Raw genomic sequence first — 26,189 nt, forward strand, 5'->3', positions numbered from 1 at the left:
ACGCCCGCCCCGGTGCAGTCAGCCGGGGCGGGCTTTCACCGTCCTTCGAGATACGCGACCGCCGCGTCCTGCCGGAACCACTGTGCCCACCCCAGTACGTCGGCCTTGAACCGCGCATCGGTGATCGACAGGTCCGCGCCGTGCTCGGCCAAATACCGCAGCGTCTCCAACGCACCGTTCCCCGCCGCCAACTGCGCGGCCGTGAAACCGTTCGTCGTCTTCTCATCAAGCCCGAAGCCGAGCTCCGCCAACTGCGGCACCAACTCCCACCGCTGAGCCGCCGCGGCATCCGCCACCAACGTCGGACGCTCAGCCGGCGTCACCTCACCGGCGAGAGCCGCGCCGAACACGTCCTCGGGATGCGTTCCCCGATAGAAGTCGCGCAGAGTCCCGACCTCGGCGCCGTGGTGGATCAACTCGTCCAGGATGTGCAGGGCGAACGCCGTACCGTCGTCGGCGGCGTAGGGCCCCGCGATCTCGCCCATCGGCCGATCCAGATCCTCCTGACTGAGTGAAGCCAGTCGCCGCCGCCACACGCCATACGCCTTCTCAAGCGCGCTGCGCGCCGCGTCGGCCGACCCAGGCACCGTCGGTACGCCGTCCTCCGGCTCAGGCTGGTGACCGAACCAGGTCGCCGTGCGCTCGGCCTGCAGGATGTCGACGATATGCGTGATCCGCCAGGCCAGCGTCGTGAACGGCGACGGCTCGGGCGGGATCACCGAGGACTCGGGCGCATACCCGCCATCAGTCTTGCGGACGTTCCAGGAGCCCTCGAAGGGCTCCCAGAAGTACTCCTCGTCGCTGATGCCCTGGATCCGCGTCCGCAGCCGCTCCCATGCGAAGTCGGACAGCCCCAGCAGATTCTCCAGTGTCGTGGTCATGAACTCACCGTAGAACGACCTGCGGACAGGATCGGTCCGCAGCTTGCGGCAGACTGAACTTCATGGACACCGCGACCCGGCTGCTCCGACTCCTGTCACTGCTCCAGTCACGCCCGCAGTGGGACGGCGCCGAGCTCGCGACCAAGCTCGACATCACGCCCCGGACCGTACGGCGCGATGTCGCGAGATTGCGCTCTCTCGGCTACCCCATCGATGCCGAAGCCGGCATCGGCGGCGGCTACCGTCTCGGCCCCGGCGGCCGCCTCCCACCGCTCCTCCTGGAAGACGAGGAAGCAGTAGCCGTCGCCGTCGGCCTCCGCGCTGCAAGCACGACCACCGTCTCCGGGGTCGAAGAGGCAGCGATCTCCGCCCTGGCCAAACTCAACCAGGTCCTCCCCGCCCGCCTCCGCGAACAGGTAGCCGCCATCAGCGCCCAGGTAGCCCAGCTACCTCAAGGCGAACTCCCCACCATCGACGGCGAGGTGCTCACCACCCTCGCCGCCGCCTGCCGCGATACCGAAGGCCTCCGCTTCGCCTACCGCACCCACGACGGCACCGACGCCAATCGCAGCGTCGAGCCCCTCCGTATCGTCCACACCGGCCGCCGCTGGTACCTGGTCGCCCGAGACCGCGACCGCAACGCCTGGCGCACCTTCCGCGTAGACCGCATCACCAACCCCTCACCAACCGGCATCCGCCACCACTTCGACAACCCACCAGACCCCTTGGCCCTAGTTGCCGAAGGCACCAACATCGCCCCCTGGGACCTGGTCGCCCGCGTCCTCATCCACGCCAACGCCCAAACCGTCACCCCCCACATCCCCGCCAACCAAGCCGTCGTCCACCCCCGCACCGCCACCACCTGCGAACTCCACTTCGCCGCCAACGACCTGGCCCCCCTCGTCACCCAGGTCACCCGCATCCCCTGGCCCTTCGAGATCCTCGAACCCCCCGAACTCCGCACCGCCGTCCAGGAGCTAGCCCAACGCCTCCTCAACTCCTAGGGAGGGGGTGAGATACCTCGCATACGTGGTGAACGGTGCGAATCCGAGTTTGCTGTAGAGCGGCAGGCCCAGCTCCGTCGACTGCAGGAGGACCACGCGGGTGCCGCCCTCGAATCCGGCCCGAACCGCCGCCCGGGTCGCCAGCTCGCCGTACCCTCGGCGACGCTCGTCCGCGCGCGTGGCAACCCAGTAGACCCCGGCCTCGCTACCAGACCTCACCGTCATCGCGCAGGCGACCGGCCTGTCTCCACTGCGGACGACGAAGGCCGACACCGCAGGGGTGAGGAGGACCGCCGGCGACGCGAAGTGTGCCACCGCCGCGGCATCGCCGATGAAACTCTCGTGAACAGCCGCGAACTCTGCTGCTCCCACCGGGTCGACGACCCGCTCCAGTTCGACGCCGGCCGGTACCGCGAGCGGCCTCGGCGCTTCGTACGCTGCCATTCCCACCGCGGTGGACCGCAGGCTCATGCCCGAGGCGACCGCTACCCGGATCAAATCCTCGTCGCGCCGAGTCGACGCCCACAGGACCAGATCGCGCGACCGCCTGGTCGAGAACGACAGGACGTCCTGCACCACCGCGCTCGCGTCCGCACCCGGATCGAGCCGGATCGCGGCGTTGTGGAAGGCACCGATCCATGGAGCAGCGGCAGCCACGAGTAGGAGCTCACGAGTCTGCGAGATCGCGGCCTGTGCCCCGAAATGCCGCAAAGCCGCCGCGACATTCCGGTCCGCGGCGGCGTGCAGCATCAGGACTGGGCGAGTGCTTTGCGGATGCGCTTCTCGGAGACCGGGTACGGCGTGCCGATGGTCTGGGCGAACAGGCTGATCCGGAGCTCCTCGAGCATCCAGCGGACTTCGAGGAGTTCGGGGGAGGGATACTTGCCGGTCGGTACGGCGCGCAGTCGCTTCTGGTACTCGTCGGTCAGCGTCTGCACGATCGCCATCCCGGAGCGGTCGCGCATCGCGTTGGCGCCGATCTTGTCGAGCCGCTGTTCCATCCCGCGCAAATACCGCACCAGATCAGGCAACCGTGCAGCCCCGGTGCGCGTGATGAAGCCCGGATTGATGAGCGCCTCCAGCTGACCGCGCACATCCGACAACGCGGCCAACAACGCCGGCGATGACGCCCGCGAGATCGCCTTGTCCACGGTTCGCGCGTGACCGAGCACCTGCTCCACCTGCCGCAGGATCCCGAGCACGGTGTCGGCCAGATCCGACCGTACGGCGTCTCGCAGTACCGAGAACGCGGTCAGGTTCCAAGCCGGACCGTGTGCTGCCGCCATCAACTGGTCGACCGCAGCAGCGATCGCGTCGTCAAGCAGCTCGCCGACATTGCGATGCGGACCCGCCATCAGCGTCAGCTTCTGCGCACTACTCAACCCACGCTGTACGACGTCAATCACCGACGGCATCGTGAGGAGCAGCAACCGTCGGGTGCCGTTCCACATGGCGGCGGTCTGGTCGCGCTCGGTCTCCTGCAGCCGGATCGCGACCGTCTTGCCCTCGTCGACCAGCGCCGGATACCCGGCCACTGTCAACCCGTTGCGATGCTCCGAGAAGGTTCGCGGCAGATCACCGAACGTCCAGTCCGTCAGTCCCGAACGCTCCAAACCGCTGACGGCCTTCGACGCTACCTTGGAGATCGCGGCCGTCGTCTTCGGCTTCAGTCGTTCCTTCAGCTTGGCGAGATCCTTGCCCTCGGCCACTGTCTTGCCGTTGTCGTCGACCACTCGGAACGTCATCCGCAGGTGCTCCGGCACCCGGGTCCAGTCCCAGTCGGTGTCGTCGATGATCACCTCGCGGAGGTTCCGCAGTTCGTGCGCCATCGCGGTAGTCAGCGGACCGGAGGACGGATCCAGGAACGGCAGGATCTGCCGCGCGTGATCCGGCGCCGGCACGATGTTCCGACGGATTGCCTTGGGCAACGACTTGATCAGCGTCGTGACGAGCTCCTCCCGGAACCCGGGCACGCTCCACTCGAACCCGTCCGCGCTCACCTGGTTCAGCACCAGCAACGGCAGATGCACGGTCACACCGTCCGCGTCCGTACCAGGTTCGAACGCATACGTGAGATCGAAGGTCATCCCGTTCTGCGTCCACTGCAACGGGAATTCTTCTTCGCGAACCTCCGCGCCCTCACGCACCACCAGCGACCGCTCGAAGTCGAGCAGGTCGGCATCGCGCTGCCGGGCCGTCTTCCACCAGGTGTCGAAGTGCCGCCCGGTGACGACGTCCGCGCCGATTCGCTCGTCGTAGAAGGCGAACAGCGTCTCGTCGTCGACCAGCAGGTCGCGGCGCCGGGTGCGCTCCTCGAGCTCCTCGACCTCCGCGATCAGCTTCCGGTTCTCGTGGAAGAACTTGTGATGGGTGTCCCAGTCGCCCTCGACGAGCGCGTGCCGGATGAATAGTTCGCGCGACGTCTCCGGGTCGACCTTGCCGTAGTTGATCTTGCGCCGGGCAACGATCGGTACGCCGTACAGGGTGACCTTCTCGTAGGCCATCACCGCGCCGGCCTTGCGTTCCCAGTGCGGTTCGGAGTAGCTGCTCTTGATCAGGTGTGGCGCGAGGTCCTCCGCCCACTCGGGCTCGATCTTCGCGTTCACCCGGGCCCACAGCCGCGAGGTCTCGACAAGCTCGGCGGCCATCACGAACTGCGGTGGTTTCTTGAACAGTCCCGATCCCGGGAAGATCGCGAACCGCGTGCCGCGGGCACCGAGGTACTGGTTCTGGTTCGCCGGATCCTTCATACCGAGATGCGAGAGCAGCCCGGACATCAGCGAGATGTGCACGCTCTGCGGATCGGCCGGTTCGCCGCTGTTCAGCGTGACGCCGATCTGCGAGGCGACCTGACGGAGCTGCGCAAAGATGTCCTGCCACTCACGCACGCGCAGATAGTTCAGGTACTCACCACGGCACATCCGGCGGAACTGGTTGCCGGACAAATCCTTCTGCTGCTTCTTCAGGTACGCCCACAGATTGAGGTATCCAAGGAAGTCGCTGTTCGGGTCGCGGAACCGTGCATGCGCCTGCTGGGCCTGAGCTTGCGCCTCGGTCGGCCGCTCCCGCGGATCCTGGATCGACAGCGCCGCCGCGATCACCATCACCTCACGGACGCACGAGTGCTTGTCCGCCTCGACGATCATCCGCGCCAACCGCGGGTCCAGCGGAATCTGCGCAAGCTGCTTGCCGGTCGGCGTGAGCCGCCGGTGCCGCTCACCATTCTTGGCCGGCTCGATCGCACCGAGCTCGGTCAGCAGTTGCAGGCCGTCGGTGATGCTGCGCTTGTCGGGCTCGTCGATGAACGGGAACGCCGCGATGTCGCCGAGCCCGATCGCGGTCATCTGCAGGATGACCGACGCGAGGTTGGTGCGCAGGATCTCCGGGTCGGTGAACTCCGGCCGGCTCTCGAAATGCTCCTCCGAGTACAGCCGGATGCAGATACCGTCGCTGGTTCGCCCGCACCGCCCCTTGCGCTGGTTCGCGCTGGCCTGCGAGACCGCCTCGATCGGAAGGTGCTGCACCTTGGTCCGATGGCTGTACCGCGAGATCCGCGCCGTACCGGGGTCGATCACGTACTTGATCCCCGGCACCGTCAACGACGTCTCGGCCACGTTGGTCGCGAGCACGATGCGCCGATTGCCGCTCGTCTGGAACACCCGATGCTGCTCTGCATTCGACAGCCGCGCATACAACGGCAGCACCTCGACCGCGCCGGGCCGTCCGCGCTGAGCGGCGTACTTGTCGTTCAAGGCGTCAGCGGTGTCCCGGATCTCCCGCTCACCGCTCAGGAACACCAGTACGTCGCCGTCCGCCTCATACTCGAGTTCGTCGACGGCGTCCAGGATCGCCTGCGTCTGATCGCGATCGATCGTGGCCGGGTCGTCCGGATCGTTGATCGGCCGGTACCGCACCTCGACCGGATACGTCCGCCCGGACACCTCCACGATCGGCGCCGGCGTGCCCTTGCTGTCCGCGAAGTGCTCGGCGAACCGCTCCGGGTCGATCGTCGCCGACGTGATGATGATCTTCAGGTCAGGACGCCGGGGGAGCAGCTGCTTCAAGTACCCGAGGATGAAGTCGATGTTGAGGCTGCGCTCGTGCGCCTCGTCGATGATCAGCGTGTCGTACCGGCTGAGGTCGCGGTCGCGCTGCAACTCGTTCAGCAGGATGCCGTCGGTCATCAGCTTCACCAGCGAGCGCTCGCTCACCTTGTCGGTGAACCGCACCGCGAACCCGATCGTCTCGCCGAGCTCCGTGTCGAGCTCCGAAGCGATCCGCTCCGCCACCGTCCGCGCCGCCAGCCGCCGCGGCTGCGTGTGCCCGATCATGCCCCGGATCCCGCGCCCGAGCTCCAGACAGATCTTCGGCAGCTGCGTCGTCTTGCCCGACCCGGTCTCACCGGCCACGATCACGACCTGGTGCGCCTGGATCGCGGCCGCGATCTCGTCCTTCAGCTGGCTGACCGGCAACTCTTCCGGATACGTGATCTCCGGTACGGCGGCCTTCCGGAACGCGACCCGCCCTTCGGCCTGCTCGATCGCCCCGATCACGCCCTGCAGCGCATCAGCCCGCTTCCGCGCATCCTGCGTCCCGCGAACCCGCTCCAGCCGCCGACCCAGCTGCTCCCGGTCATAAGCCGTCAACTCACCCAGCCGAGCAACCACCTCAGCCAGATTCACCTCCGGTACGACGTCCGCCGAGCCCGGCGCCGTGGTTCGTCTCCCAGCCTCGTTGTCCGGACCCCGCCCCCGACGAGCCCCGCCGCCTTCGCGCGGGGCTCCGGCCTTGTCTCCGCCCGCCCGCCGCCGACGCCGTGGCCGCCCACCACCGTCACCCGCAGGGCGATCACCGGCGGGCGTCGCCGGCCCCGGGGTAGGCGTGGGGGAGTCCTGGGAAGGACCGGGGACTGGGGAAGGACTCGACAACTCGGTCCGGGCATCAGGCATAACGAGTCAAGTTTAGGCTGCCCGCCCCAGCGGCTCACGTGGTTTAGGTCAACGCTCGAGTTTCCAGCGCTGGCACGGCCCGTTCCAGTACGGCCATACGATCGGCGCGACCCCGCGGTCGTCCACACAGCCGGAGGCATCCAGAGTCTTGCCGGTGTCCGCCTGCTGGATCGTGAAGGTGCCGTCCACCGCGGGTTCGACCCGCCAGCGCTGACACTCGGAGTCGTCGATCCCGAGGGTCGAGGCCGTGGCCGCGTCTGCCCGCGAGCAGCCGAGCACCTGCAGCGCCGTGTTCGAGTTCGGGTCGACGATCTGGTACATGTCGTCACCCAGCGGGCGGAAGTCCCAGTGCTGGCACTTGCTGGCGGCCACCAGATCCCAGAGCCGCAGGCCCTTCTCGACGGTGCACTCGGTCATGTCGAGCACGAAGCCGCCGGGCAGCGCGCTGCGGACTGCGAACCGGCCCGACAGCTGCGGCGTGTTGAGTGCGGCCCGCACGATCCACTGCTGCGTACTACGGGACGCGTCGCAGGGCATCTGCTGCAGAGCCGCGCCGTTGCCCTTGGCCGGATCGGTGATCTCCGCGCACTTGTCACTGTGCGCGAACCGCAGCCGGACGACGGTGTCGTAGCTGCTGCCCTCGACATAGTCGAGCAGCACCTGCTGGTTCGCCGTACCGACGCACTTCCATTGCACGATCGGTGTGTTGTCCGCAGTGCTCTGGTTGCCCACATCCATACAGCGTGGTTTGCCGTCCTTGGGATCGACGCGCTCATGCACCATCTGCACCTGGTACTGCCCGGTCCCGTTCACCGCCACGATCCGGAACCGCTGGTGCAGCCCGCTGAAACAGTCCCACTGCTGGATCACCGCCGGATCGGTCTGGCTCGCGCCGGCCACCTCCAGGCAGCGCCCGGTACTGCGGGACACCAACTCGTAGGTCCGTGGTTCGATCTCCACCCGCGGCCCGGTGCTCGCCCCGACCGCGTTCTCCCGCCAAACCGACTTCGGTACGCCGAACGCCGTACCGGTCGAGGTCAGCTCGAACACTTCGCGCCCGCCGCCGTCCAGTGCTGTGACGAGGGCGGCATCGGCCCGCCGGTCGCCGTTGTGGTCACCCACCGAGAGCGTCGTCCGGACGGCGTCGATCGAGCCATGCCACCACTGGCTCGATGTCAACGCCGTACCGGTGGAGCGCAGGACGCGAAGCGCGGTGTCGCCGCCCGTGGTTCCGTTGTCGTAAAGCACCACCACGTCGTCCTTGCCATCACCGTCCACATCGCCGACCACCGGATGTGCCCGGTCCGCGCAGAACGTGCCGGCTCCGCTGTCGAACATGACGGTCGCCGCGGCGAACGCCGTACCGGTCGACCGGTACAGCTCCGCGGTCGTCCGGCAGCCACCGAGATCCTTCAGTACGACGAGGTCGTCCTTCCCGTCACCGTCGACATCGGCGAGCACCGGCCGGCTGCGGCTCCACTCACCGGATCCCGCCGCGGTCTGCAGCCACTGGACCGGCGTACCGAGGTTGCTGCCGGGATGGACCATTGTGCGCCAGTTCCCGTTGCCGGAATCGATCTGTACGACGACGTCGTCGCGCTTGTCGCCGTCGACGTCACCGGCGACGACGTGCGCGGTGGCGATACTCCAGGTAGAGGTGTCGCTGCGCCAGGCCGGCGCGGCCCCCACGTCGTAACGGTTGCCGTCGGACTTGCCCAGGTACAGCGCGGCCCGGTGACCGGCCTCGTCGTGAACCAGTACCTGGTCGGCCAGTCCGTCACCGGTGAAGTCACCCTGGACCGGCAACGTCCGGGACAGCGGGAATCCGCCGTTGACACCGCTGTTCCACGACTGGGTGCCGGTGCCGAATCCGGATGCGGTCGCCGGAACGTTCCAGATCCCGGTCTCCCCGTTGCCCTGGTCGATGACCGCCGTGACGTCGGCCAGCCCGTCACCGTTCACATCACCGCGGACGTTGGCGGCAGCGGGTGGGTGATCGGTGGCCGCGATGATGTTCCATTGACTGATGTCACTCGGGTTGCCGGCCGCGTCCATGGCCTCGACGTACAGCGTCCGGGTCGGCAACGGCGCCGGGACGATCGTGATCGGCAGCCGCGCGGAGCCGTCGGCCGCGGCCTTCACCTGCAGTTTCATGCGGTCGGGGGTGAAGCCGTAGCGATAGGCGACGACATCGTTCGCACCGGCGGCGGGCTTGAGGTCGATGATGCCGACCGTGCGGATCTGAATGCCGCGCGAGTTGTTGGGGAACGCGGTGCTGGTGATCACGGGCGCGCCCGGCGCGACGCGGTCGATCCTGAAGTAGCAGCGTGGGCTCGGTGCGCTGAAGTCGACGCCATCGTTCGGGACGCCGTCGTCGCTGCGGGCCACGTAATAGTAGGTGACGCCGTCGGACAAGGTGCCGGTCGGTACCGCGGACCAGCTGAAGGCGGCACCCGAGCTGATCGATCCGGTGTCGAGCTGGTACTGGATACCGTCGTCGGCCGCCCGGTGGATCTCCAGCCGGTTGTTCACGGCGTCGTTGTCCGGGTCGCTGCCGACGGCGCCGAACGACGGTTCGGCATTCCTGATCATGGTCGGGGCGGCCGCCGTACCGCACGGACGCGGATCGGTGAAGTTGACCTTGAGCGGGGTCCGGGCCGGGTTGTTGTAGTCGACGATGATCGAGGCCGACTCACCGATGAACTTCTTCCATTGGCTCTGCAGCGACTCCGACTCGGCCTTCAGCCCGAACCCGACACTCGGCAGCCGCTGATCGGCCGCGGACTGCATGACCGCCTTGAGCGGCTCGCCGCCGAATCCCATCGTCTGGTTCGGTTCGCCGCCGCGGGTCCACGCGTGGCCGTTCTGGGTGTCCAGCCGCTGCAGCCAGTGATTCGCCGTACTGTCCCAGGTGACGCTCTCGGCGCGACTGATCGAACGCGTCTGCCAGAGCTCGACCGGGGTCGGCGTACTGGTGGGCGAGTGATCGAGGATGATGCTGAACCGCGCGCCGGTCACCCTGGCGCCTGCGATCGGTGAGGTGTCCAGCTGGAACAGCGACCGGTACATGTGCGGGGGGTCGTCGTAGGCGGCGCCCACCTTGGCGCCGCTGGCCCGGTCCTCGACCCAGTACGACATCCCGGGCGCTGCCCGGTTGACGTGCGTCCACATGTTGCCGACGTACCCGGTCCAGGACGGGTCGATGTAGACCGGGTACTGCGTGTCTTTCCCGGTCAGCAGGCGCTGGTCGGGGTGCAGGACGAACCGGTTGCCGGTGAGCGTCGTACCAACTGCGGACAACTGCCGCGGTGCCCCGTCCGGACCGGTCTGGCTGTCCCACATAGTCGCCTGGCCGGTGGCGAAGGCCTGCCGGCCGGACCGGTCGCGCGCGACCAGGATGCCGGCGGCCGTCCGGCTGATCGTGAGGCCGTCGGCATCGATGCCTAGGGCAACAGAACCGACGGAGCGGGCTGCGGTCGCGTTCTTCACCACCAGCAGGTGCGAGAACCCGCCGGCCTCGGCGCGCAGCTGCAGGTCGACGCCGGGCAGCACCTCCGGGTACGTCGCCGTGGTGCCGGACAGCACGGGTCGGGGGAGTGGTGCGGGCCAGGTCAGCCGGACCTGCCGGCCCGCCGGCCCCAGCGTGACGAGCGGCGTTCCGGTCCCACCGCCCGAGAAGCTCATCGGCTGCGTACTCGCCGCCGGTGCCACGGTTCCGTCGCTCTGCCGGGACAAGGTCGGGTCTACGTCGGTCCATCCGGCGCCGCGCCGTACCCGGACCGGACCGGCGTGCTGGATGAGCGTGTGATGGCCGTCCGGGTTCACGAAGACCTGCGCGGTCTCGGTGCGGGCCGCGGTGAGCTCGACCGGCTGCTTCGTCCGGGCGGCCAGCATCTGCGCGGATTGCTCGGGACCAGGTGCCGACTGAGCCAGCGCTGATGGCGCCGGCCGCGTCGTGAGCACCACGGACGTGGGGACGAGGAGCGCGAGTGCCAGCAGGGCCCGCGGTGTCCGGAAGAGCGTCGGCATGGCATCTCCACAGCAGGATTCAGGGGCCTGGACGCGGTCACCATGACACAGGAACGGCTGGGCCGGAACGCTTTCGGATCAACCCGATGAGGCCATTCGACGGCAGTGAAATCGATTGCTCCCAGGGTCCGGTCGCCGTCATTTTGAGGACCACCTGTCCGCTTCCCGGAGGTCTTCATGTCTCGTCGTTCCCGTTGGAGCAGCCTCCGCGTAACCGTCGGCAGTCTGCTGGCCGCGAGCCTGATCGTCAGTGGCGCCCACCTGCACGCGCAGGCGGCGCCGAAACCCGACCCACGGAAGTCTGTGTGGACACCACGGGCGGACAAACCCGTGCCGATCAAGGCGATCACCCCGGTGCCGCGCGGTGCGGACCCGGACGATCAGTGGACGGTGACGAACAGCGGCCCCACGGCCTGGCCCGCACCCGGCCGTGCCGAGGTGCAGGTACCGCGACCGGCCGCACCACCCACCGACTGGAAAGGCCTCGTCACCGGCGGCCCGGCGCCGGACAGGGCCCCCGTCGCGAAGGCTGGTGCGCTGCCGATCTCCCTCGGCCCGACCGCGGCGGCCAACCTGGCCATGGCCAGGTCCGCGTCCGCGTCCGCGTCGACGCGGACGACACCGGCGAAGGTCGAGGTGGATCTGCTGGGCCGCCGCGGTGACGAGTTGCGCCTCCGGCTCCGTCGCAGCGATGGGGTCAGCGACAACGGTCAGGTGTCGCTTCGGGTGGACTACTCGGGCTTCGCGGGCACCTTCGGCGGTGACTGGGCGACCCGGCTACGGGTCGTGGATCCGGCGACGGGCAGAGCTGTTGCCACCCGCAACGACGGTTCGGGAACACTGTCGGCCGACGTACCGGTCTCCGCCCGGGCCAAGGAGTTCACGGTCGCGGCAGCGGCCGACGGAGCGGCCGGCGCGGCGACCAGTACGCCGTTGAACCCGGCCGCGACCTGGCAGGCGGGCGGATCCTCCGGTGACTTCACCTGGAACTACCCGATGCAGACTCCACCTGGTCTGGGTGGACCGACGCCGCAGGTCGCCCTGTCCTACTCGTCCGGGAGCGTCGACGGCCGGACCACCACGGCCAACAGCCAGTCGGGCTGGGTCGGTGCGGGCTTCGACCTGGCGCCGGGCGGCTCGATCGAGCGTCGATACGCCTCCTGCGCCGCGAAGTCCGAGCAGACGGGTAACAACGGCACGACTCCGGTCGGCGACCTGTGCTGGGCGACCGACAACGCGACCTTCTCCCTGGCCGGTGCCGGCGGCGAGCTGATTCGCGACGACAGCACGCAGAAGTGGCACCCGCGCAGCGACGACGGTGTGACCGTGGAGCGGCTGACCGGCCGCGCCAACGGGGACGAGGGACCCGAGACCGGTGACGGCGCCCGAGGCGAGTACTGGGTGCTCACCGATCGGTCCGGAACGAAGTTCTACTTCGGGCTGAACAACCTGGCGGGTTCGAGCACACCGACCAACTCGGTCTGGACCGTGCCGGTGTTCGGCAATCATTCGTCCGAGCCCTGCCACCAGACCGCTTTCGCGGCATCGTCCTGCAAGCAGGCCTACAAGTGGAACCTCGACTACGTGGTCGACACCCACGGCAACACGATGCGGTATTTCTACGACGTCGAGACCAACAACTACGGCCGCGCCGGCTCGAAGACCTCGGTCAGTACGTACACCCGGGCCGGCAACATCCGGTCGATCGAGTACGGGCAGCGCGAAGGAACCGGCGCCGGGAGCGACAAGCCGGTCGCCAAGGTGACCTTCGTGACCGCACCGCGGTGCACGAAGACCTCGGACTGCGCCGCGTCCGACTATCCCGACACACCGCTGGACCAGGAGTGCGGGAGCACGACCAGTTGTGCGAACCTCTACCCCACGTTCTGGACCAAGAAGCAGCTCTTCTCGGTGACCACCGAGGTCGATCGCGGATCGTCGTACGCGCCGGTCACCCGCTGGACCCCGCGGTACGGCTGGCTGCGCCCCGGCGACGGCCGCAGCCCGATGCTCTGGCTGCAGGGCATCACTCAGACCGGCCTGGTCGGCGGCACCAAGGCCCTTCCGGAGATCACCTTCGACGCGGTGATGAAGGCCAACCGGATCGTCGGCCCGGGCGACGGGCTGCCGTCCATGGAGTGGCCGCGGATCCGGACCGTCACCTACGGAACCGGCGGGAAGGTGACGGTCAGCTACCTCGAGCCCGACTGTTCGCTGCCGGGAAACGTGCCCGCGCCCGATACCAACGGCAAACGCTGCCACCCGATCAAGTGGACCCCCGAGAACCAGGCCGAGCGGCAGGACTGGTTCGGCAAGTACGTCGTGAGCGAGGTGACCGAGGCCGACGAGGTCAGCGGCCTGACCGCGGCCACCACGGCCTACACCTACCCGAATCCGCCCGCCTGGCGCTTCGACGAGGAGGACGGCCTGGTCGAGGTCGGCGAGAAGACCTGGTCGCAGTGGCGCGGTTTCGACAAGGTCACCGCCACCAAGGGCGACGCGTCGGGACCGCAGACGGTCACCACCAGCACCTACTTCCGGGGTATGGACGGCGACAAGCTGGCCGCCGGCGGCACCAAGAGTGTGCAGATCAAGGACTCCGCAGGCGGCAGCTGGCCCGACAGCAACGCGTTGGCCGGCATGCTGCGGGAGCAGACGACACTGAGCGGCACGACTGTGGTCACCAGGTCGATCACCGATCCGTGGATCTCACAGGCCACGGCGACCAGGGTTCGCTCCTGGGGAACAGCGCAGGCGTTCCAGATCCAGGAGCAGAACGTCAACGAGGCGCAGGCGGTCGGCGCCGGCTGGCGAAAGACCTCGGTGCACAACGAGTACTCACCGACCGGGCAGCTGGTGTCGAGCAGCGACAAAGGCGACGAGGCGACGACCGCCGACGACACCTGCACCACCTACACCTACTTCTCCAATCCCGACCGTGGTCTCGTCGACCTGCCGGCCGGTAAGGAGGTCGTCGACCTGACCTGCGACAAGGCCGCCACCAAGGACGACCTGATCTCCGGCGAGAAGGAGCAACTGGACGCCCAGACCGGTGACATCGTGTCGGTCCAGCGGGTCTCCGGCTTCGACAGCGCGAACGCGCCGATCTATCAGACCGTGGCGACGACCACGTACGACGAGTACGGCCGGCCACGGTTGACGAAGGACGCGGCGGCGAAGGAGACCGCCATCACCTATACCCCGGCGGCCGGGGCGCTGACGCAGACCAGTACCAAGCAGCCGACCGGACTGGTCACGACCAGCGTCGTCGATCCGGCGTGGGGTGAGCCCCTCGCTGTCGTCGACGAGGGCAACCGGCGTACCGACACGACGCGGGATCCGCTCGGGCGGGTCACCGCGACCTTCCTGCCCGGCCGCGACCGCAAGGGGACCGCCGATGCCCGGTACGAGTACACCGACTCGGCGGGCCGGCCGTCGATCAGCAAGCTGAGCGTGCTGCAGGCCGACAACAGCATCAGCGACACCTACCAGTTGCTCGACGGGATGGGACGGGTCCGGCAGACCCAGAAGCCCGGTGCGAACGGCATCGGCTGGGTCCTCACCGACTACGTCTACGATTCCCGCGGGTTACTGACCCAGGAGAACGGGCCCTACTACGCCGAGTCCCGCCCGTCGAACGGTCTCGTCGCCGCGCCGCAGCGGCTGGCCGACGTTCCTGCCCAGAAGGTGACCCAGTACGACGACCAGGGGCTGCCGAGCACTGAGCGGTTCTTCGTCGAGGGCGCTCTGAAGTGGACCACGACGCACTCGACGTCGACCGGCATCGAGACGATCGATCCGCCGGCCGGGGAGCAGGCGACGACCAGGCTCACCGACGCGCAGGGCCGGTTGACCGAGCTGCGGCAGTACCGCGGTGACGCTCCGACCGGCAGCTACGACGCGACGAAGTACACCTACTGGCCGGCCGGCCAGCTGGCCACCGTCACCGATGCCGCAGGCAACAAATGGCGTTACGACTACGACCTGCGCGGCCGCAAGATCCAGGACACCGAGCCGGATCGCGGGATCACGAAGTACACCTGGGACGACCGGGACCGGATGACCTCGACGACCGACAGCCGCGGGGTGAAGCTGTCCTACAGCTACGACGACAACGGCCGCCGGACCGGGGAGTACCTCGGTGAGACCACCGACGGCAAGCTGCTCGCGGACTGGAAGTACGACACCCTGAAGCCGGGGTCGCTCACGAGTTCGACCCGGTACGCCGACGGCAAGGCCTACACCCTGCGGATGAGTGGGTACGACGAGCGCGGGCGGCCGACCGGCTCCGTGCTGGACGTGCCCAGCCTCGACGGCAAGCCGGCCCGGACCCTGACCTCGGCAACCACCTTCACCGCCGACGGCCAGCCGGACACGGTCACCATGCCCGGTGTCGGAGGACTGCCGGAGGAGACGCTGAAGACGACCTATACCGCGCAGAGCCAGCCCGCCACTCTGTCTGGTGCCGACGACTACGTGATCGACAGCAAGTACACGGCGTACGGAGAACTGTCGGAGTTGTCGCTCACCCAGGGGTCGAACTGGTTGCAGCAGCAGTTCAGCTACGAGAAGGGCACCCACCGGCTGGCGCGCAGTGGAGTGATCACCCCGAACGAGCTCGTCCAGAACCTCGACTACGGCTACGACTCGGCAGGCAACATCACGAAGATCACGGACACCACCGGACCGTCGGAGGGCTCGGCCACCGACACGCAGTGCTTCAACTACGACCAGGCACGTCAGCTCACCCAGGCCTGGACACCGGGCAACGGCGACTGTACCGCGGCGCCCTCGACCGCCGCGCTCGGCGGACCTGCGCCGTACTGGCACAGCTGGACGATCGATGCCATTGGCAACCGTAAGACCGAGACCCGGCGGAGCACCGCGGGGACGACGACCTCGACGTACACGTACTCGACGACCAAGCCGCACGCGGCCGAACAGGTCGCCGTCAAGGGGCCCGGCGTCGATCGCACCGACAGCTACAGCTACAACGCCGCCGGGCAGCAGTCCGCGGCACCCGGACAGACTCTGACTTGGGACTCCGAGGGCCACGTCGGCAGTGTGACCGCGGGCGGCAGGACGACCTCGTTCATCTACGATGCCGACGGCAACCGTCTGCTCCGCAAGGACCAGACCGGCACCACCCTGTACTTCGGCCAGACCGAGCTCCTGCTGAAGGCGGACGGCACGGAGACAGGCACCCGGTACTACGAGTTCGCCGGTCAGGCGATCGCCGTCCGGACCGGCGCGAAGCTGACCTGGGTGACGACCGACCATCACGGGACCATCGACCTGAGCATCGATCCGGCGACGCTCGTGGTCCAGCGCCGGCGGACCACGCCGTACGGCGAACTGCGGGGCGCGGCTCCGGCCTCCTGGCCCGGGGAACACGGCTTCGTCGGCGGAACCGAGGACGCCACCGGGCTCGTCCACCTCGGCGCCCGGGAGTACAACCCGGTGCTGGGGAAGTTCATCTCGGTGGATCCGGTGGTCGATCCGAACGATCCCCAGCAGCTGAACGCCTACTCCTACGCCAACAACAGTCCGGTCACCTTCTCCGACTCGGACGGAAACAGGTTCGTCCTCGACACCGTCACCCAGCTGAAGATCCAGATCCGGGCTGTCACCAAGCGCGTGGTCGAGTACAAGCGGGAGGTCATCAAGCTGACCGCGCGGACGGTGAACGCCGGCCGGATGGCGCAGATGGCGATGGCTCTCGGCAAGTTCGCGCTGGCCGCGGCACTGATGCGGGGGATGGTGACTTACCAGGTCAAGATCAAACGGATCGTGCGGTACGTGACCACCCTGGTCCGGGAGGTGGTCCGGATCACCAAGACCGTCCGCCGCTTCGATCCGACCGGTGGGATCGAGGACACCGTCAAGGAACTGGCGCGCGCGGCCAACGATGTCTGGAAGGCGGCCGCCGCGGTGAAGGACGGTGCCGGGGTCCCGCCCCGGCCCGACCTGAACAAGATCCTCGGCAAGTGGTTCCAAGGCGCCGCGGCCAAGTTCTACGACTTCACCTGGAACGATTTCATGCACTGGGAGGCCGACGGCCCGCAAGACATGGCCGACGACCGGATCGGGTTCTTCGGTGGTGCCGGTGGAGTGGTCGGCACGCTCGCCGGGGGCGGAAGCCCGATCTCCGCAGTCACCGGAGGCGTCTACGGAATGATGCTTCCGGGCGCCTGGAACGACGTTCACGACAAGAACGGTCAGGCACACTGGTCGCGGGTGGTTCCGTGGCTGCTGCCGACCGCCGGTCCGATGTTCGTCGGACGGCAGATCGGCAAGGGCCTGGTCAACTCCTTCCAGCAGGTGATGCCGTGGCTGACCAACCCCCGCGCGCTGGCCGCACAGATCCCCCGGAAGTGACCGAAGCGCCCGCCGCCGTCACAGGGCGGGCCCAGCGGTCAGTCCTCGTGGGGCGAGGCAGCCTTGACGGCGAGGACCGGGACCGGGGACTCGAGCAGGACGCGCTGGGCGGTGCTGCCGAGGATGAGTTTGCCGACGGGGGAGCGGCGGCGCAGGCCGAGGACGATCAGGCCGACGTCCTCGGCGGCGGCCGCCTTCAGGAGCTCGCCGGCGACGTCGCCGTTCGAGACGGCCTGCTGGATGGTCACCTCGACGCCGTGCTCGCGCAGCTTCGCCGAGGCCGTTTCGAGCTCGGCCTCGTTGGCGTAGCGAGCGTCGATGTAGGCGTCGCCGCGACTGGTGTTGAGCAGCAGCACCGAGGCGCCACGGAGGGCGGCCTCAGCTCCGGCTGCCGCCAGCGCGGCCTCACCCTCGGGCGTGGGCACGTAACCGACCAGGATCTTCACAGGGTCACCCTAGTCGTCCTCGCCGAAGGTGAGCCGTTGGTGGGCCGGTTGGGTTCCGCGGATCCGCGCGACGATGCGCGGCAGGTACGGCACGAACAGCGCGAGCACGGTCAGCACGATGATGATCAGGCTCAGCGGCCGGGTGAAGAACACGCTGCCGTCGCCGTTGGAGATGACCAGCGCCCGCCGGAACTGCTCCTCCATCGTCGGACCGAGGATGACACCGAGGATGACCGGTGCGATCGGGAAGTCGAGTTTGCGCATGAAGAAGCCGGCCACGCCGATCACGAGCGCCATCAGGACTTCGTAGCCCGAGCCGGACAGCGAGTACACCCCAAGGCACGCGAAGACCAGAATTCCGGCGTACAGGAGTGGACGTGGGACCTTCAGCACCTGCACCCAGATCGCGATCAGCGGCAGGTTCATGATGAGCAGGATCAGGTTGCCGATGTAGAGCGACGCGATCAGCGTCCAGACCAGCGTGCTGTTGTTCTCGAACAGCTGCGGGCCGGGCTGCACATTGAAGATCTGGAACGCCGCGAGCATTACCGCGGCCGTCGCTGACGTCGGGAGACCGAGCGTCAGTAGCGGGACCAGTACGCCGGAGAACGACGCGTTGTTCGCGGCCTCCGGACCGGCGACCCCCTCGATCGCGCCGTTGCCGAACTCGTCGCGACCCTTCTTGCGGGCCTGCCGACGCTCGATCGAGTACGACAGGAACGTCGGAACCTCAGCACCACCGGACGGGATCGCGCCGAACGGGAAGCCGAGCGCCGTACCGCGCAGCCATGGTGCCCACGAGCGCTTCCAGTCCGACTTGGTCAGGTACCCGGTCCGCAGCCGGCCCTTCTCCAGTACGGCGGGCCGATCCGGCGTCGACCGCAGTTTCGATGCCACATGCAACGTCTCGCCGATCGCGAACAGCCCGACGATCACGATCACGACGTCGATCCCGTCGAGGAGGCGCAGCGAACCGAACGTGTACCGCGGTGCACCGGACAGGCTGTCGAGCCCGATCAGCCCGATGAACAGGCCGACCGTCAACGACAGCAACCCGCGGACCATCGAGTGCCCGACCAGTGCGGTCACGGCAACCATCGCGAGCAGCGTGACGGCGAAGTAGTCGGTCGCCTGGAAGTGACTGGCCAGGCTCCCGATCGGCTTCGCGACGAAGGTCAGCAGCACGGTCGAGATGGTGCCGGCCACGAACGAACCGATCGCCGCCGTCGCCAGCGCCGCCCGGGCCCGGCCCTTCAAGGCCATCTTGTGGCCCTCGATCGCGGTCGCGACCGAGGCGGACTCGCCCGGTGTGTTGATCAGGATCGAGGTGGTCGAACCGCCGTACATGGCGCCGTAGTAGATCCCGGCGAACATGATGAACGCACCGATCGGGTCGGAGAAGTTGAAGGTGATCGGCAGCAGCAGCGCGATCGTCAACGCCGGGCCGATGCCGGGCAGGATGCCGACGAGCATGCCGAGGGTGACGCCGAGGACGGCCCACAGCAGGTTCATCGGGTCGAGGACGGTACCGAATCCGTGCAGCAGGTCGCCGCCGACACCGAGCGCGATCACAGGCCGAGCACCCCTTCCGGCAGCGAGATGTCGAGGAAGCGGGTGAAGGCGACGTACACGACGACAGCCAGTACGACGGCCACTACCGCGTCACGCCAGAGTTGCCGGCTGCCGAGCACTCGGGCCGCCGCGAAGAACAGCAAGGCGGTCGCGATCACGTAGCCCAGCGGAACCACCAGCAACGCGTACAGCACCAGGAGCGCGGCGAGCGCGACCGGCTCGAACCAGCTGCGGTCGCCTTCGACCTTGGCCTTGGGCGCGCGCAGCCCCTCGACCAGGTAGCCGATCGAGAAGATCAGCCAGGCCGTTGTCACGAGCAACGGAAAGAACCGCGGTCCGGCCGGGTCGAAACCCTTCGGGCTGCGGATGTCGAAGACGCCCACCAGGAACGTCGCGCTCAGGACGATCAGCACGATCGCCGCGATGATCCGGACCAGCCGGGAGGCCTCGACCTCGACGTCGGTGGCCTTGGGGACCTCTACCTCTTCGGTCGCGCTCATACGATCCCCAGCTCCTTCAGCAGGGCCTGCACCCGAGTCGTCTCGTCGGCGATGAACTTGCTCGCGTCGTCACCGGTCTTGAAGAAGTCCGACCAGCCCTGCTTCTTCCGGATCTCGTCCCACTCCGGTGAGTTGTTCACCTTGGTCACGAACTCGACGAGCCGCTGCCGGTCGGCCTCCGGGATCCCGGGCGGGGCCACGATCGCACGCCAGTTCTGAACCTCGGCGTCGTACCCCTCGGACTTCATCGTCGGCAGCTTCCTGCCGTCGACGGTGAGCTGCTCGGCGCCGCTGGTGGCGAGCACGCGCATCTTGCCGGCGGTGATCTGCTCCTCGAACTCGCTCATTCCGGAGATGCCGACGGTGACGTCACCGGACAGGATCGCCGCGGTCGCCTCACCGCCACCGGAGTAGCTGATGTACTTCACCTTCGACGGATCCGCGCCGGCGGCCTTCACCAGGGTGCCCGCGGTGATGTGGTCCGTACCGCCGATCGTGCCGCCGCCCCAGCTGACCTTCGCCGGGTCGGACTTGTAGAGGTCGACCAGGTCCTTCAGGGTCTTCAGCGGGGAGTCGGCCTTGACCACGATCACCTCCTGCTCGGCGGTGATGGTGGCGATCGGGGTGGTGTCGGAGACCTTGATCTGGGACTGGTTCAGGGTCAGCGCGCCGACCATCACCAGGCCGGTGATCATCAGCGTGTGCGGGTCCTTGCGGTTCTTGGTCACCAGCTTGGAGATGCCGACAGCACCACCTGCGCCGGTCACGTTCACGACCGAGACCGAACGGTCGCCCAGCAGCTTCTTCTCCTGCACCACATGCTGGAACTGGCGGGCGGTCAGGTCCCAGCCGCCACCAGGCGCAGCGGGCACCATGATCTCGACGTTGCGGCTCGGGAAGTCACCGGCGACGCTGCCGCCGTCGAGTGTCTTCGACAAGGCCGAACAGCCGCTGAGCAGCAGGCTGCCGGCCAGGCCCGCGGCGATCAGCGCCGTCCTGGCCGGCGCCATCCGGGGTCGCGCCATGGATGCCTCCGGGGCGTGAGGGGTCAATGGGTGGGAAAGTAGCAGCATTCCACCAGGAGGTACAGAGATTCCGTTCTACGGTACGGCGGGTTATCGTCGAACCGCTGGTTGACCGCGAAGCGTGGGAGATGGGGACCGATGGCCGACGGTGACGGGGTTCGGAGCGTGCACCGCGCGCTGGACCTGCTCGAACGCTTCGATGACGAGCACCCTAGCTGGACGCTGGCTGCGCTGACCACGGCGAGTGGGTTGCCCAAGACAACGGTTCTGCGACTCGTGACGACGCTCGAGCAGCGTGGTCTGGTGGCTGCGATCGGACCGGGCAAGTATGCGATCGGACCGGGCTTTCTGCGCTGGTCCCGGCTGAGCAGCGCCACGATGGAGATCCCGCCGGCGGTTCGGGCCGCGATGGGACGGCTGGCCGCTGATACCGGTGAGACCGCCAACCTCTACATCCGGGTCGGGCGTACGCGGGTCTGTCTCGCGCAAGCCTTGGGTACGTTGAGCATCCGGCACTCGATCGCGGTCGGCTCGTCGATGCCGTTGTGGAGCGGTGCCGCGTCCAAGGTCCTGCTGACCGATCCGCCGGTGCTGTCGGTCGATCCGTCCGTGATCGAAGAGATCGCTCTCGAAGCACCCCGCCCACCGGGCTTCGCCAAACGCCTCCGCGCTGCCGCGACCGATGCCGCCGCTCGCGGCTTCGCGATCAGTCACGGTGAGCGCGAACTCGGCGCATCCGGTGTCGCTGCCCCCATCCGTCGCCCGGACGGGCGCGTGGTTGCCGCCATTGCGATTGGCGGTCCCACGACCCGCTTCAGCGACGACCGCCTGCCGAACTACATCAACGCCGTACGCCGCTGCGCCGCAACGATCATCACCACCAACTGGAGCGGCTTCAGTGCAACCTGACGCGGACCTGCTGGAGGGAGTGCGGGTACTCGACCTCACCAACGTGCTGGCCGGTCCTTTCGCCGGTTACCAGCTCGCACTCATGGGTGCGGAGGTGATCAAGGTCGAGGTCCCGGGAACCGGTGACCTGGCCCGTAACCTCGGGGGAGACCCCGAACTCTCCGCGGCAGGGCTCGGCATCTCGTTCCTAGCTCAGAACAGCGGGAAGCGCTCTCTCACCCTGGATCTCAAGAACGCAGCCGGCCGTGAGGTCTTCGAGCGCCTGGTCCGCGAGGCCGACGTACTGCTGGAGAACTTCCGCCCGGGAGTCCTTGCCCGCCTTGGATTCCCGGCCGAAACACTGCGCGAACTCAACCCGGGCCTCGTGTACTGCGCGGTCTCCGGCTTCGGTCAGACCGGTCCGATGCGCGGACGACCGGCGTACGACCAAATCATCCAAGGCCTGTCCGGGATCATGAGCGTCACGGGAACGCCGGAGAGCGCTCCAACGCGGACCGGCTTCCCGATCGCCGACACCCTCGGCGGGTACGCCGCCGCCTTCGCCATCTCGGCCGCGCTGGTGAAGCGCTCTCGCACCGGGATCGGCAGTTTCCTGGACGTTTCCATGCTGGAGACCGCGGTCGCCGCCATGGGCTGGGTCGTCTCCGACTACCTGGTCGGCGGTCGCGTCCCACGGGCCATGGGCAACGAGAACGCCACCTCCGCCCCGTCCGGCACCTTCCGCACCGCCGACGGCGCACTCAACATCGCCGCCAACAAGCAGGAACAGTACGTCGAACTCTGCCGCGCCCTCGACCGCCCGGACCTGCTCACCGACGACCGCTTCACCACCCGCGAGTCCCGCAAGGCCCACCGCTCCGAACTCAAAGCCGAACTAGAGAAAACCCTCGAACGCAACTCAGCCGCCCACTGGGACAACCTCCTCGCGGACACCGGCGTACCGGTTGCTCCCGTGCTCTCGGTCGAGGAAGCGCTCTCTCTGGATCAACTGAGCGTGCGAGAGCTCCTCCATGAGGTCGCGATGCCCGACGGCAGAGAGCGCTCTCTGCGCGTTCTCGGCAGCAGTGTGCACGTAGACGGCCAAGCCGTCGGCCCCACCACCCGCCCACCCCGCCTAGGCGAGCACACCCAAGACATCCTCACCGAGCTCGGCTACACCCAAGCCGAGATCGAGTCCCTAGCCAAGGAGGGCGCCACATGACCAGTACGACGGATGCGGCCGACTGGTGGGCGACCGGGATCTCGGACATCGCTCCCGGGCGCATCCGCTTCCACGGCTACGCGATCGAGGACCTGATCGGCGCAGTGTCCTTCCCGCAGATGATCTGGCTCATGCTCCGCGGCGACCTCCCGTCACCTGGCCAAGCCCGCCTCTTGGAACGCACCCTCGTCGCCGCCGTAGACCACGGCCCCCAAGCCCCCTCCATCGCCGCCGCCCGGATGGCCGCCTCCTGCGGCCTCCCGCTCAACAACGCGATCGCCACCGGCGTCAACCTCCTCGGCGACATCCACGGCGGCGCCGGCCAGCAATGCCTGGAACTCCTCTACGACCTCCACCGCGCCGGCCAGCACCCCGCCGACCTGGTCGCGTCGTACAAGGCCCGCAGGGCCTACCTCCCCGGCTTCGGCCACCGCTTCCACCCGAAAGACCCCCGCCGCGACCCCCTCATCGCCGCAGCCCACCAAGCCGTTGCCGAAGGCACCATCCCCGGCCACCACCTCCAAACCGCCCTAGCCCTGGAAGCAGCGCTAGCCCCCGTCCCCATGAACGTAGACGGCGCCACCGCCACCATCTACGCCGAACTAGGCTTCGACCCCCCACTCGCCCGAGGCCTCTTCATCCTTTCCCGCTCCGTAGGCCTCCTAGCCCACGCCCACGAGCAATCAAAAGACCCCACCCGCATCAAAGGCCCCCTCCCCAAATCCATCACCCCCACCTACACCGGCCCCCCACCCCGCGACCTCGATACCAACACCCCCTAACGCCGGCCGGACCTTGTGCACGGTTCAGTAGTCCGTCGTCGCGCGGCAGGAGCTCATCATGAGCCGAACTTGGTGCGGAGGACTTTGCCGGTGGCGTTGCGGGGGAACTCGTCGACGACGACGATCTCGCGGGGTGTTTTGTAGCGGGCCAGTTCGCCGCGGACGTGGGCGATCAGCTCATCCGGGGTCGCCGGCGAGCGCAGTACGACGTACCCGACGAGCCGCTGGCCGAAGTCTTCGTCCGGTACGCCGACCACCGCGGCCTCGGCGACGGCCGGGTGCCGGGCGAGACACTCCTCGACCTCGACCGGGTACACGTTCTCGCCGCCGGACACGATCATGTCGTCCTCGCGGCCGTCGATGAACAGGCGACCGGCCTGATCGAGATGACCCATGTCGCCGGTACTCATCCGCCGGTCCACCACGGCCTTGCTCGACCCATCCGAGTACCCGCCGAACACCAGCCCACTACTCACGAAGATCCGCCCGGTCTCACCCACCGGCACCGGCCGACCGTCGTCATCAAGGATCCGCACCGAGCTACCCAGACACGGCCGACCCACCGTCCCCGGCGCCGCGATCAGATCAGCCGACGAAGCGATCGTCGCGATTCCCACCTCACTCGACCCGTAGGCATCACACAGCACCGGCCCGAACCGCTCAATGAACTCCGATGCCAGCGAAGCCCCCAACGCCGACGCTCCTGAAAGCACCACCCGCAACGACGGCAGATCGCGCGGCCCAACCTCCAGCAGCCGCCGCAACATCACCGGTACGGCGACGATCACGCCGACCCGATGTTCCTCGACCTGGTCCAAGACCGCCTCGGCGTCGAACTTCCGCGCCAGCACCAACGGCGAACCGAGGAAGAAGGCCATCATCGACGTCAGCAACCCCAGCCCGTGGAACAGCGGCGGCGCGATCACCATCGGATCGCCGGACCGCAGTCCACACCGCCCCAGCGCGCTCGCCATCAACCCGGCCAGACCCATCGCGGTCGGCACCCGCGGCGCACCCTTCGGCGTACCGGTGGTCCCCGACGTCAAGATCGTGATGTGCCCGGGACTCTCCGGTTTCGGTGCCGCCGAAGCATCCGACGCGACCAGCGCAGCCAAATCAGACGGTACGGCGGGAATCCCAGCCGGTACCGCGAATTCCGCGTCATGCACAAGCAGGTCCGGCGCGTGCCGTTCCAGCACGGCCGCAAGCTGTGGGGGAGCGAACTCCGTGTTCACGAACAGCACTTCCGCCCCGACCCGGGACGCGGCCAGCGTTGCTTCCAGGAACCCGCGATGGTTCCGGCACAGGATCGCAACCTTGCTCCCGGCAACGATCTTGTGATCCGCGTGCAGCCCGGCCGCGATCCGCTCCACGCGCCGATCCAGTTCGCCGTACGACGTCGTCCCGTTCTCGTCGATCACGGCCGCCCGCTCGGGATACCGCACCGCCGCCACCGCACCGAGCGCGGCCATCGACTGCCCCCACTGCCGCAACGCCCGCTCGATCCCGAGCACATGCGCCGGATGGATCGGCCGCCACAACCCGGACCGAGCCACCGCCATCGGAACCCCGGCTGCCTCCAGCAACGCCCTCATTCCGAACTCCGCGGCTTCCGCACCCGATCCGATCGCCGGAAGTACCCCGCCAGCAACCGATCCGTCGGCACCCGGAACAAGTTCCCGAGCACATCAGCCGGCCGGACCATCGGCGGAGTGATGTTGTTGGGACGAGTAGCGATCGCCGTACAGACCTGGTCCGCCGCCTGCTCCGGACTCAGCCCCGGCATCTTGTTGAGCAGCGGCGTCGGCTCACTCATCCGCGTGTGCACCAGCCCCATGTAGACAGTCGACGTCGTCACTCCGTCGTCCCGGATCTCCTGCGCCACACACCGCAACCACACGTCGAACGCAGACTTCGACGCCAGGTACGCCGACCATCGCGCCATCGGGGGAGTCCGCACCCCGGCGGTGGACACGTTCACGATGTGACCGGAGCGACGTGAGCGCATCGACGGCAACAACTCCAGCACGAGCTTGGCCGGCCCGAGGTAGTTGACCGCGTTCGTCCGCTCGATGTCATGGAAGCGCTGATAAGAATCGGCGACCGACCGCCGGATCGACTTCCCGGCATTGTTCACGAGCACATCGACGTGTCCGTGCTCGTCAAGAATCGTCCGAACCAGCGCCTCGACGGCAGCCGGCTCGGCCAAGTTCGTGGGGTACGCGAAAGCCTTCCCGCCGGAAGCATTGATCTCGGCGGCAACCACCGAAAGTTGTTCAGCCGTCCGCGCCACCAGCAGGACGGTCGCGCCGGCTCGCGCCAGCCGGCGTGCGGTCGCCGCACCGATCCCGTACGACGAGCCGGTCACCAGCACCACGCGGTCGCGCACCGCGGCCTCGAGCCGGTCGTCCGGGATTCGGGACCGGCCGTTCGTCAGAGCGACGAGCAACGGCCATCCGGGCGGGCGCTTCGCGGTCACCATGCCCGCGACATTACCCGCAAGTAGTCCCCAG

15 protein-coding genes are annotated in these 26,189 nt (G+C 68.0%); 5 read left to right on the top strand and 10 right to left on the bottom strand.

The window, feature by feature from the left end:
- Window positions 1-35: 35 nt before the first annotated feature.
- On the bottom strand, window positions 36-881 hold the full coding sequence (locus ACIA49_RS37010) for a DinB family protein (protein WP_396382939.1): 846 nt from the start codon (window positions 879-881) through the stop codon (window positions 36-38).
- A gap of 62 nt (window positions 882-943) precedes the next feature.
- Between ACIA49_RS37010 and ACIA49_RS37015 the strand changes: the two genes are divergently transcribed.
- Window positions 944-1,885, top strand: coding sequence for a helix-turn-helix transcriptional regulator (locus ACIA49_RS37015; RefSeq protein WP_396382940.1), 942 nt, complete (start codon window positions 944-946; stop codon window positions 1,883-1,885).
- Here ACIA49_RS37015 and ACIA49_RS37020 read toward each other — a convergent pair.
- The 3 genes from ACIA49_RS37020 to ACIA49_RS37030 form a co-directional block, all read right to left on the bottom strand.
- Window positions 1,859-2,635: a GNAT family N-acetyltransferase gene (locus ACIA49_RS37020; protein WP_396382941.1), complete on the bottom strand. Its 777-nt coding sequence runs from the start codon at window positions 2,633-2,635 to the stop codon at window positions 1,859-1,861. The genes ACIA49_RS37015 and ACIA49_RS37020 overlap by 27 nt on opposite strands.
- Window positions 2,635-6,567, bottom strand: coding sequence for an ATP-dependent RNA helicase HrpA (gene hrpA / locus ACIA49_RS37025; RefSeq protein WP_396382942.1), 3,933 nt, complete (start codon window positions 6,565-6,567; stop codon window positions 2,635-2,637). Before hrpA ends, ACIA49_RS37020 begins: the two co-directional genes overlap by 1 nt.
- Before the next feature lie 315 nt (window positions 6,568-6,882).
- Window positions 6,883-10,863, bottom strand: coding sequence for an RICIN domain-containing protein (locus tag ACIA49_RS37030; RefSeq protein ID WP_396382943.1), 3,981 nt, complete (start codon window positions 10,861-10,863; stop codon window positions 6,883-6,885).
- Between the two features lie 177 nt (window positions 10,864-11,040).
- Here ACIA49_RS37030 and ACIA49_RS37035 point away from each other — a divergent pair, with 177 nt between their 5' ends.
- Window positions 11,041-17,241, top strand: a complete 6,201-nt coding sequence (locus ACIA49_RS37035) for an RHS repeat-associated core domain-containing protein (RefSeq protein WP_396382944.1) — start codon at window positions 11,041-11,043, stop codon at window positions 17,239-17,241.
- Between the two features lie 38 nt (window positions 17,242-17,279).
- On the opposite strand, the gene ACIA49_RS37040 is transcribed toward ACIA49_RS37035, so the two are convergent.
- Genes ACIA49_RS37040 through ACIA49_RS37055 form a run of 4 tightly spaced genes read right to left on the bottom strand, consistent with a single transcriptional unit; the run spans window position 17,280 to window position 20,784 of the window.
- A complete protein-coding gene (locus ACIA49_RS37040) occupies window positions 17,280-17,687 on the bottom strand; it encodes a universal stress protein (protein ID WP_396382945.1) in 408 nt (135 codons plus the stop codon).
- A gap of 9 nt (window positions 17,688-17,696) precedes the next feature.
- Window positions 17,697-19,259, bottom strand: coding sequence for a tripartite tricarboxylate transporter permease (locus ACIA49_RS37045; protein ID WP_396382946.1), 1,563 nt, complete (start codon window positions 19,257-19,259; stop codon window positions 17,697-17,699).
- On the bottom strand, window positions 19,256-19,759 hold the full coding sequence (locus ACIA49_RS37050) for a tripartite tricarboxylate transporter TctB family protein (RefSeq protein ID WP_396382947.1): 504 nt from the start codon (window positions 19,757-19,759) through the stop codon (window positions 19,256-19,258). The genes ACIA49_RS37045 and ACIA49_RS37050 overlap by 4 nt, the downstream gene beginning before the upstream one ends.
- Window positions 19,756-20,784, bottom strand: a complete 1,029-nt coding sequence (locus ACIA49_RS37055) for a Bug family tripartite tricarboxylate transporter substrate binding protein (protein ID WP_396382948.1) — start codon at window positions 20,782-20,784, stop codon at window positions 19,756-19,758. The genes ACIA49_RS37050 and ACIA49_RS37055 overlap by 4 nt, the downstream gene beginning before the upstream one ends.
- 138 nt (window positions 20,785-20,922) lie before the next feature.
- Here ACIA49_RS37055 and ACIA49_RS37060 point away from each other — a divergent pair, with 138 nt between their 5' ends.
- Genes ACIA49_RS37060 through ACIA49_RS37070 form a run of 3 tightly spaced genes read left to right on the top strand, consistent with a single transcriptional unit; the run spans window position 20,923 to window position 23,676 of the window.
- A complete protein-coding gene (locus ACIA49_RS37060) occupies window positions 20,923-21,693 on the top strand; it encodes an IclR family transcriptional regulator (protein ID WP_396382949.1) in 771 nt (256 codons plus the stop codon).
- Window positions 21,683-22,894 (top strand): CaiB/BaiF CoA transferase family protein, encoded by a 1,212-nt coding sequence (locus tag ACIA49_RS37065; protein ID WP_396382950.1) that lies wholly within the window; start codon window positions 21,683-21,685, stop codon window positions 22,892-22,894. The genes ACIA49_RS37060 and ACIA49_RS37065 overlap by 11 nt, the downstream gene beginning before the upstream one ends.
- Entirely contained in the window at window positions 22,891-23,676 is a 786-nt protein-coding gene (locus tag ACIA49_RS37070) for a citryl-CoA lyase (RefSeq protein ID WP_396382951.1), read from the top strand. Before ACIA49_RS37065 ends, ACIA49_RS37070 begins: the two co-directional genes overlap by 4 nt.
- A 56-nt stretch (window positions 23,677-23,732) precedes the next feature.
- Here ACIA49_RS37070 and ACIA49_RS37075 read toward each other — a convergent pair whose 3' ends face one another.
- Both ACIA49_RS37075 and ACIA49_RS37080 read right to left on the bottom strand, forming a co-directional pair.
- Window positions 23,733-25,271, bottom strand: coding sequence for an AMP-binding protein (locus ACIA49_RS37075; protein WP_396382952.1), 1,539 nt, complete (start codon window positions 25,269-25,271; stop codon window positions 23,733-23,735).
- Window positions 25,268-26,158, bottom strand: a complete 891-nt coding sequence (locus ACIA49_RS37080; protein WP_396382953.1) for an SDR family NAD(P)-dependent oxidoreductase — start codon at window positions 26,156-26,158, stop codon at window positions 25,268-25,270. Before ACIA49_RS37080 ends, ACIA49_RS37075 begins: the two co-directional genes overlap by 4 nt.
- Between the last annotated feature and the right edge of the window lie 31 nt (window positions 26,159-26,189).

Source organism: Kribbella sp. NPDC051587 (genome assembly GCF_044453945.1).
In the GTDB taxonomy this organism is placed as follows: Bacteria; Actinomycetota; Actinomycetes; order Propionibacteriales; family Kribbellaceae; genus Kribbella.